Genomic DNA, 8260 nt, shown 5'->3' on the forward strand with positions numbered 1-8260 from the left:
CCGACTCTCGATCAACGCACCAAATGCAAAAACTGCATGTGCCGTTCGTACTGATCGAGGATGTCGTTGATGATCTGCTCCTTGGTGTAACCCACCAGATCGTAGTCCTGACTGCCCTCTGCAAGATGCACTTCAGCCCGGTAATAACGACGGTTGTTGAGTTCCTTGGAACCCATGCCGCCACGGGCAAACGACGGCGTGAAATAGCCACGCATCTGCACTTGATAGATAAACGGATGCTCCTCGCCATGACCGATTTCCAGGCTGACGTTGTCGTTGGCCGGGTCCGGCTGGGTGACCACGTTCAAGCCCTTCTCGACGAACACCGCCGAGACTTCTTCAATCGCCGGACGCACCGTCGTATCGAGGAAGCGATAGACCTCATCCCGTGACGGGAAATGCACGGCCTGACTCAGGCGTTGACGCCAGCCGCCACGCCGCGACCCGGATACCGGTGCCAGCGAATGCAGTTGCGCGATCTGCTTCTGCGACTCCAGGTAGAACGCCTTGTGCAGCCCCCACATCATCAGCAGCAAGATCATCGAGAACGGCAGCGAGGTCAGCACCACCGCGGACTTCAGCGCATCGATACTGCCGGAGAACAGCAGCGCACTGGTCACCAGCGCGGTCATTGCGCCCCAGAACACTCGCAGCCATTTTGGCCCGTCTTCATCCGGGTTGCCGCCCTTGGCGGACAGCGTCGACAACACCACCGTGCCGGAGTCGGCCGAGGTGACGAAGAACACGAAGCTGATGAACACCGTGACCGCGATGACGGTTTTGCTCCACGGGTAGGTTTCCAGCAGCAAGTAGAGGGTCATCGATGGGTTATCAATGGCCGACATGCCGAGCGCGCTCATACCGTGATTGAGGACTTGATCGATGGCGCTGTTGCCGAAGATCGACATCCACGCGAGGGTGAAGCCGAGCGGGATCAGCAGCACGCCGAAGACGAATTCGCGGATGGTCCGGCCACGGGAAATCCGTGCGATGAACAGGCCCACGAACGGCGACCATGCGATCCACCAGGCCCAGTAGAACACCGTCCAACCGCCCAGCCAGTCACTGGGTTTGTCGTAGGCATACAGGTCGAAACTCTTCATCGGCAACGCACCGAGGTAGTCGCCGATGTTCTGGATCAAGGTGTTGAGCAAATGCTGAGTCGGGCCGGCGAATAACACGAACAGCAGCAGCGCGCAGGCCAGCAGCATGTTGATGTCGGACATCACCCGCACGCCTTTATCGACACCGGACACCGCAACGATGATCGCCGCGCCCATCATCAGCGTGATCAGGCCGACCTGAATCCACTGGGTGTGAGCGATGCCGAACAGGTAGTCCAGACCCGAGTTGAGGTGCAACACACCAAAGCCCATGTCAGCACCGAGGCCGAACACTGTGGCGATGATGCCGAAGCCGTCCACCGCGTAACCGATGGGGCCGTTGATGCGCTTGCCGATCAGCGGATAGAGCGCCGAACGCAAGGCCAGCGGCAGGTTGTGACGGTAGGCAAAATAAGCCAGCGCCATGCCGACGAAAGCGAACACACCCCAGCCGTGCAGGCCCCAGTGCAGAAACAGAATCTGCATCGCCTGCCGCGCCGCATCCGCCGTGCCGGCCTCGCCTTGCGGTGGTTGCGCCAAATGGGTCAGCGGTTCGGACACGCAAAAGAAAAACAGCGTGATGCTGATCCCGGCGGCGAACAGCATGCCGGCCCAGGACAGGTAACTGAATTCGGGTTCGTCGTGGTCGGCACCGAGCTTGATCTTGCCGTAGCCGGACAAGGCGGTGACCACCACGAAGACCAGATACAGCGTCATCGCGAGCATGTAGTACCAGCCGACCGTGTTGGCCGCCCAGTTTTGCGCTTCCAGAAGCCAGGCGCCGGCTTGTTCAGGCATGGCGATGACGATGATGCCGAACAGCAAAATGAACGTCGCCGAAAAGTAAAACACCGGCGGATTCATGCGGACCTGACCGCTAGCGGGGGTGGGCGATGCACTCATGAAAGATGCACCTCAAGGGGGTGAAACAGGGCAATCAGTAACGGACTCGGCAAAGGCAAGCCTCCTGTTGTGAGCGGGCAGCAAACCGGCGGTTTAACTTGAATGAGCGTTCAAGTTAAACATGAATAGGGTGCTAAGGACTAATCGCAAGGCTCGGCGGTAGCTTTCTTACGCTAGCTCAAGGAAGGGTATGACGTGGGGTTTGGTGGATTTTGTAGGAGCTGTCGAGTGAAACGAGGCTGCGATCTTTTGATCTTGATCTTAAAAAAGCAAAGTCAAAAGATCGCAGCCTCGTTTCACTCGACAGCTCCTACACAGCTCCTACAGCCAACGAAGACTGTTTATCAGTCACCAAAAAGCCGGGGGCTTACTTCTGCGTCCCGTCATCATGCTGCAGATTCGCCTGAGTCAGGTTGCTCCCCGCCGGCACGCTGCGGGTCAGCCAGACATTGCCGCCAATGGTCGAGCCCTTGCCGATGGTGATCCGCCCCAGAATCGTCGCACCGGCATAGATCACCACGTCATCCTCGACAATCGGATGTCGCGGTTGCCCCTTCTGCAACTGACCGTCTTCATCCGCCGGGAAGCGCTTGGCGCCCAACGTCACGGCCTGATAAATCCGCACACGCTCGCCGATGATGGCGGTCTCGCCGATCACCACACCCGTCCCGTGATCGATGAAGAAGCTGCGACCAATCTGCGCGCCAGGGTGAATGTCGATGCCGGTGGCCGAGTGCGCGATTTCCGCGCTGATCCGTGCCAGCAGCGGCAATCCGGCGCGGTACAAATGATGGGCCAGGCGATGGTGAATCACCGCCAGAATCCCCGGATAGCACAACAACACTTCATCGACGCTGCGAGCCGCCGGATCGCCGTGATAGGCCGCCAGCACGTCGGTGTCGAGCAGACTGCGAAGCCCCGGCAATGCGAGGGCGAAGTCCTGAATGATCTGAATGGTCTTGGCCTCGACTTCAGTGTCGGCCTGGGCACTGTGGCGAGCGGCGTAGCGCAATTCGAGCCGCGCCTGAGCCAGCAATGCATTCAACGCAACGTCCAGCGTGTGGCCGACGTAGAAGTCTTCACTCTCCTCGCGCAGATCCACCGGGCCGAGGCGCATCGGGAACAACGCGCCACAGAGGGCTTCGAGAATCTCTGCCATGGCCGCTCGGGAAGGCAACTCGCGACCGCCCTGTTCGGTGCTGGCGCGGCCATTTTGTACGCGCCACTGGTCACGCGCCGTGCGCAGTTGGCTGACGATGGTCTGCAGTTGCCAATGACTGGAACGCTCGCTCACGGTAAAAACTCCTCACGGGCGGCCGGACTGTCTGGCCGCGTCAACGGCGATTACTTTACGGCATGGTCTGGAAGCCGAATTAAGAACCGATTGTGCTGTGCTCAGCACTTTTGGGCATAAGGCGATTGGCAGTTGCCCCGCTAAATAGGCGTGCCTATAGTCCTGTCATCTCCCTCCGCCAGTACGGATCCCATGATCAAACAACAGCTTGCCCGCTTTAACCGCCTCGACCTGCTCGGTCATCCTACCGCCCTGGAAAAACTCGAACGCCTGTCGGCCTGGTTGGGCCGCGATGTGTACGTCAAGCGTGATGACCTGACGCCGCTGGCGATGGGCGGCAACAAGCTGCGCAAGCTCGAATACCTGGCGGCCGATGCACTGGCACAAGGCGCCGACACCTTGATCACCGCTGGCGCGCTTCAGTCCAACCACGTGCGCCAGACTGCCGCCATTGCGGCCAAGCTTGGCCTGGGCTGCGTAGCCCTGCTGGAAAATCCCCTGGGTACCGACGACGCTAACTATGTCGGTAACGGCAATCGACTGTTGCTGGACCTGTTCGACGCCAAGGTCGAGTTGGTGGAAAACCTCGACAACGCCGACGAACAACTGCAAGCCTTGTCCGATCGTCTACGCAACAACGGCAAGAAGCCGTATCTGGTGCCGATTGGTGGCTCCAACGCATTGGGCGCTTTGGGTTATGTGCGCGCCGGGCTGGAATTGGCCGAGCAGATCAAGGACACCGGGCTGACATTCGCGGCCGTGGTTCTGGCTTCGGGCAGCGCCGGGACCCACAGCGGTCTGGCGTTGGCGTTGAGCGAAGTACTGCCGGATTTGCCAGTGATCGGTGTCACGGTTTCTCGCAGCGACGAAGACCAGCGCCCGAAAGTCCAAGGCCTCGCAGAACGCACTGCAGAGCTGCTGGGCGTGCGCCTGCCAGCGAGTTTCAAGGTCGAGTTGTGGGACGAATATTTCGGCCCGCGCTACGGCGAACCGAATGCCGGGACGTTGGCCGCCGTGAAGCTGGTGGCGAGTCAGGAAGGTTTGCTGCTGGACCCGGTTTATACCGGCAAGGCCATGGCGGGCTTGCTCGATGGTATCGGTCGTCAGCGCTTCAATGATGGCCCGATCATCTTCCTGCATACCGGTGGGGCGCCGGCACTGTTTGCCTACAAAGACTTTTTGTAGCCGATCATTCCCACGCTCTGCGTGGGAACGATCCATTAGCTCAAAAAAGAATAACAAAGTTTATATTTATTATTTTCCTATCTAAAAGCGCCATCATATAGTCACGCCGCAGGCGAATTTGCAGCGAGACGCATACGATGCTTTAGGGCAGGATATTGCAGTCGTTCAAATCCCGAATTTGCCAACATTCCTAAAAGCGTCTTCATAAGAAAACACAGGGGCTTGTCATGAATTTTTCCGCACTACGACGAAATCTGCTGGTAGGTTCGCTGGGCCTGGCGCTGAGCGCCGGTCTACTGGGGCAAGCGGTTGCCGGTGAGCAGCTGCAAAAAATCAAAGACGCGGGCGTGATCAACGTTGGCCTGGAAGGCACTTACCCACCGTTCAGTTTCGTCGACGCCGACGGCAAGCTGGCCGGCTTCGAAGTCGAGTTTTCCGAAGCCCTGGCCAAAGAGCTGGGCGTGAAGGTCAAACTGCAACCAACCAAATGGGACGGCATCCTTGCGGCGCTGGAATCCAAGCGTCTGGACGCGGTGATCAACCAGGTGACCATCTCGGACGAGCGCAAGAAGAAGTATGACTTCTCCGAGCCTTACACCGTTTCCGGGATTCAGGCGCTGGTGCTGACCAAGAAGGCTGCGGAGCTGAACATCAAGTCTGCCGCCGATCTGGCCGGCAAAAAAGTTGGTGTAGGCCTGGGCACCAACTACGAGCAGTGGCTCAAGGACAATCAGCCAAAAGCCATCATCAAGACCTATGACGATGATCCGACCAAGTTCCAGGATCTGCGCGTCGGCCGCATCGACGCTATTCTGATCGACCGTCTGGCCGCGCTGGAATACGCCAAGAAGGCCAAGGACACCACCGCCGCCGGCGAAGCGTTCTCCCGCCAGGAAGCCGGCATTGCCCTGCGCAAAGGCGAGCCTGAGCTGCTGGCCGCGGTGAACAAAGCCATCGACAAGCTGCGTGCCGACGGTACGCTGAAAAAGCTTTCGGAAAAATACTTCAGCGCTGACGTCACTAAATAATGGAAGAAGCTTTCCAACTCGCGCTGGATTCCGCGCCCTTCCTGCTGAAGGGCGCGTACTACACGGTCATTCTGAGCCTGGGCGGGATGTTCTTCGGCCTGGTGATGGGCTTCGGCCTGGCGTTGATGCGCCTGTCGCGCTTCAAACTGGTGAGCTGGATTGCCCGCATCTACGTGTCGTTCTTTCGCGGCACGCCGTTGTTGGTGCAACTGTTCGTGATCTATTACGGCTTGCCGCAATTGGGCATCGAACTTGATCCGCTGCCGGCAGCCCTGATCGGCTTCTCGCTGAACATGGCTGCTTATGCCTGCGAAATCCTCCGCGCCGCGATCAGCTCCATCGAGCGCGGCCAGTGGGAAGCCGCCGCGAGTATCGGCATGACCCGCGCGCAGACCCTGCGCCGGGCCATCCTGCCGCAAGCGATGCGCACGGCTCTGCCACCGCTGGGCAACAGCTTCATTTCGCTTGTGAAGGACACCGCGCTGGCAGCCACTATTCAGGTGCCGGAACTGTTCCGTCAGGCGCAGCTGATTACCGCCCGAACCTTTGAAATTTTCACCATGTACCTTGCCGCCGCGCTGATCTACTGGGTTCTGGCCACGGTGCTTTCGCACCTGCAGAACCAGTTGGAAGCACGGGTCAATCGGCACGACCTGGAGTCCTGACCCAATGATTGTCGTGGAAAAACTGACAAAGCAGTTCAAGGGTCAAGTGGTGCTCAACGGCATCGATCTGCAAGTGAAGGAAGGCGAGGTGGTGGCGATCATCGGGCCTAGCGGCTCGGGCAAGACCACGTTCCTGCGTTGCCTGAATTTCCTGGAAGAACCCACCAGCGGCCGGATCAAGGTCGGTGACATCGAGATCGATGGCAGCCGTCCGCTGAACCAGCAGCAAGGCCTGGTGCGACGTTTGCGCCAGCACGTGGGTTTCGTGTTCCAGAACTTCAACCTGTTCCCTCATCGCACCGCCCTGGAAAACGTTATCGAAGGCCCGATCATCGTAAAGAAGATCCCGCACGCCGAAGCCGTTGCCCTGGGTAAAAAGCTGATGGCCAGGGTCGGCCTGGCGGGCAAGGAAGACGCTTACCCGCGACGCCTGTCCGGTGGTCAGCAACAGCGTGTGGCGATTGCCCGCGCACTGGCGATGGAGCCGGAAGTGATTCTGTTCGACGAACCCACCTCAGCCCTCGACCCGGAGCTGGTGGGTGAAGTGCTGGCGACCATTCGCAGCCTCGCCGAAGAGCGACGCACCATGGTCATCGTCACCCACGAAATGGGCTTTGCCCGGGACGTGGCGAACCGCGTGGTGTTTTTCGACAAGGGTGTGATCGTCGAACAAGGCGAAGCCAAGGCCCTGTTTGCCAATCCGAAAGAAGAGCGCACGAAGCAATTTCTCAGCAAGTTCCTGAATAACGCTCACCACTGAAATATCGCCTCACTACTTGTTAACTTCCACGGATGGAAGTGACAACTACCCCTACTAATAGAATCTCTCGATACGTTCTCTGCGTTTATTCACCCACCCGAACAATAGATAGTTTTTTACAGCTGCGTGCGGTACATATATATGTCCTGCAACAGAATAACCTCGCCTAATATTCGCCAAACCCAGCGCCCTCACTGAACCAACACTCACCGCTAACCACGCGCCAAACACCCATAAATCAAGGCCAAGTTCGACAGAACGGTGCAGCTTATTAACTCCAATGCGTAGGATTTTTCTGAATAACACTAGATCCAATACTTAACTAGCCAGCTCTATTGACACCTATTCAAGCGCACTCTTATCTAGTCTCCAACAGGCGTTTAACCTCGCACTCATTCACTGTTTAATTTCACACACAGTGAACAGTTTTGTTGCTCGGTAATTCACGCCTTTCGAACTTTCAGAAACGGACTTTCGCTGCAAGGCTTCAAGGAGAAACCCCATGACAAGCACTTCGAACAAACCCGAACTTGCCGCCCCGACCCTGGCGCAATCTCACAAGACCTGCATCAACATCACCTCGGCGGCGCACCTGCTGATCGATGTGGCGCCCTACTCCGGCATGGACGAAGGCGACCTGATCGAACTGTTCTGGGATAACTGCTACGTGGCCTCCAGAGTGCTGACGGCCGACGATGTCGGCCAACCGGTCCAACTGCGTGTGCCCGAAAGCTTCATCGCCAATGGCAACTCACGCATTCACTACCGGATCATGCAGATCGGGCAAGGGCCAACCCTTTCGGCCACCAGACGAGTGCAGGTCAAACTCGACTGCCCCGGCGGCCAACCGTCGGCGCTGTGCGGCGATGAAAACCAGAGTCTGGAGCCCGTGAACATCCCCGAGACCATTCGCCGTCAGGGAGTCAATCCGAACCAGATCAAGCGCGGCGTTCCGTTGACCATCGAGCCTTACCTGAACATGGCCGCCGACGACGAAATCACCCTGCGTTGGGGCGATGTGCGCATGGATCTGCCACGACTCAAGGCCGGCGATGTCGGCCAGCCGATCCAGGTCTGGGTGCCGCCGACGATCATTCTCGAAGCCGGCGAAGACCTGCGGCTGGAGGTGACTTACTGCATCCTCGACCGGGTGGGTAACAACTCCCGCTGGGCACCACCGCGCCGGCTGAAGATCGGTTGCGCCAATCCCTATTTGAAGGCCCGGCCAAAGGAGATACTCATGGCCGCCGAACCTCGCAAGAAGTGAAAACACCGCCCACCCTGTGGGAGCGAGCTTGCTCGCGATGAGGCCGTGTCAGTCA

General features: G+C 58.5%; 7 protein-coding genes. 5 read left to right on the forward strand and 2 right to left on the reverse strand.

Translation table 11 applies throughout. The annotated features are described in order from the left end of the window. Nucleotides 1-11 precede the first annotated feature (11 nt). Nucleotides 12-1967: a choline transporter BetT gene (gene betT / locus WLY71_RS04565; protein ID WP_347802664.1), complete on the reverse strand. Its 1956-nt coding sequence runs from the start codon at nucleotides 1965-1967 to the stop codon at nucleotides 12-14. Between the two features lie 406 nt (nucleotides 1968-2373). After that, the gene (gene epsC, locus WLY71_RS04570) at nucleotides 2374-3300 is read right to left on the reverse strand and encodes a serine O-acetyltransferase EpsC (protein WP_046045486.1); all 927 of its coding nucleotides are present in this window, start codon (nucleotides 3298-3300) and stop codon (nucleotides 2374-2376) included. A 192-nt stretch (nucleotides 3301-3492) separates the two neighbouring features. On the opposite strand from epsC, the gene WLY71_RS04575 reads away from it, so the two are divergent. From WLY71_RS04575 to WLY71_RS04595, 5 genes are all read left to right on the forward strand, one after another. Then, on the forward strand, nucleotides 3493-4485 hold the full coding sequence (locus tag WLY71_RS04575) for a D-cysteine desulfhydrase (protein WP_347802660.1): 993 nt from the start codon (nucleotides 3493-3495) through the stop codon (nucleotides 4483-4485). A gap of 227 nt (nucleotides 4486-4712) precedes the next feature. Then, nucleotides 4713-5513, forward strand: a complete 801-nt coding sequence (gene tcyJ, locus WLY71_RS04580; RefSeq protein WP_347802661.1) for a cystine ABC transporter substrate-binding protein — start codon at nucleotides 4713-4715, stop codon at nucleotides 5511-5513. Next, on the forward strand, nucleotides 5513-6178 hold the full coding sequence (tcyL, locus tag WLY71_RS04585; RefSeq protein ID WP_008148276.1) for a cystine ABC transporter permease: 666 nt from the start codon (nucleotides 5513-5515) through the stop codon (nucleotides 6176-6178). Before tcyJ ends, tcyL begins: the two co-directional genes overlap by 1 nt. Nucleotides 6179-6182: 4 nt before the next feature. After that, nucleotides 6183-6938 carry an L-cystine ABC transporter ATP-binding protein TcyN gene (gene tcyN, locus WLY71_RS04590; RefSeq protein ID WP_095127632.1) on the forward strand — a complete coding sequence of 252 codons (756 nt, stop codon included), beginning with the start codon at nucleotides 6183-6185 and terminating at the stop codon, nucleotides 6936-6938. A 502-nt stretch (nucleotides 6939-7440) separates the two neighbouring features. After that, complete coding sequence (locus WLY71_RS04595) at nucleotides 7441-8205, forward strand: hypothetical protein (RefSeq protein WP_347802662.1); 765 nt, start codon at nucleotides 7441-7443, stop codon at nucleotides 8203-8205. Nucleotides 8206-8260 lie beyond the last annotated feature (55 nt).

Source organism: Pseudomonas rossensis, assembly GCF_039888995.1.
In the GTDB taxonomy this organism is placed as follows: Bacteria; Pseudomonadota; Gammaproteobacteria; order Pseudomonadales; family Pseudomonadaceae; genus Aquipseudomonas; species Aquipseudomonas rossensis.

Bases quoted from the DNA above. Each gene is read 5' to 3' on its own strand.
- WLY71_RS04575 (WP_347802660.1), top strand. From the start codon at position 3,493: ATGATCAAACAACAGCTTGCCCGCTTTAACCGCCTCGACCTGCTCGGT.
- tcyN (WP_095127632.1), top strand. From the start codon at position 6,183: ATGATTGTCGTGGAAAAACTGACAAAGCAGTTCAAGGGTCAAGTGGTG.
- tcyL (WP_008148276.1), top strand. From the start codon at position 5,513: ATGGAAGAAGCTTTCCAACTCGCGCTGGATTCCGCGCCCTTCCTGCTG.
- WLY71_RS04595 (WP_347802662.1), top strand. From the start codon at position 7,441: ATGACAAGCACTTCGAACAAACCCGAACTTGCCGCCCCGACCCTGGCG.
- tcyJ (WP_347802661.1), top strand. From the start codon at position 4,713: ATGAATTTTTCCGCACTACGACGAAATCTGCTGGTAGGTTCGCTGGGC.
- betT (WP_347802664.1), bottom strand. From the start codon at position 1,967: ATGAATCCGCCGGTGTTTTACTTTTCGGCGACGTTCATTTTGCTGTTC.